The sequence below is a fragment of the Mycobacterium sp. genome (genome assembly GCF_008709575.1).
Taxonomy (GTDB): Bacteria; Actinomycetota; Actinomycetes; order Mycobacteriales; family Mycobacteriaceae; genus Mycobacterium.
The window spans coordinates 222-662 of record NZ_VYIK01000149.1; the positions used below are offsets into that span (position 1 = coordinate 222).

Annotated in this window: 1 protein-coding gene; it reads right to left on the bottom strand. The window is 64.6% G+C overall.

All coding sequences use genetic code 11. From position 1 onward, the window contains the following. Positions 1–286: transposase (locus tag F6Q13_RS17380; protein WP_367141356.1), on the bottom strand; the 286-nt coding region annotated here is incomplete at its 3' end. Positions 287–441 lie beyond the last annotated feature (155 nt).

Below are 441 nucleotides of genomic sequence, written 5' to 3' on the forward strand. Positions count from 1 at the left end.
TGGAGTAGTACTTGCGCAGGTCCGCCGACTGAGTCGTCGGCACCATCACCACCTTCGCGCCGCGCCGGCGAAACCACTCCGCCATCACAATCCAGGCGTTTCTGGTGGGCTCGAGCACCACCGTCAGCTCGCCCGGATCCTCGGCACCCACATCGGCCCACACCCGCTCCAGCTCGTCGGGGCGGGTCAAGAACTTACGGCCCCGCCACACCGTCTTGCCGTCACGGGCCAGCGTCGCCTGATGCGCCGCCCGGACCGCGACGTCGATCCCCAACGTCAATGCCACTGCAAAACCCTCCTGCCACAAGTTCTTCCAGATCACCAGGTGACTGAGCGCCACGGCCACGGTCCAGACATTCTCTAAGCAGGAGTCCACACCACGGGCTGGCTCCAAGTTCCCGAACAAGAACACCGCACGACCAGACACCAAAGTCCACGGGA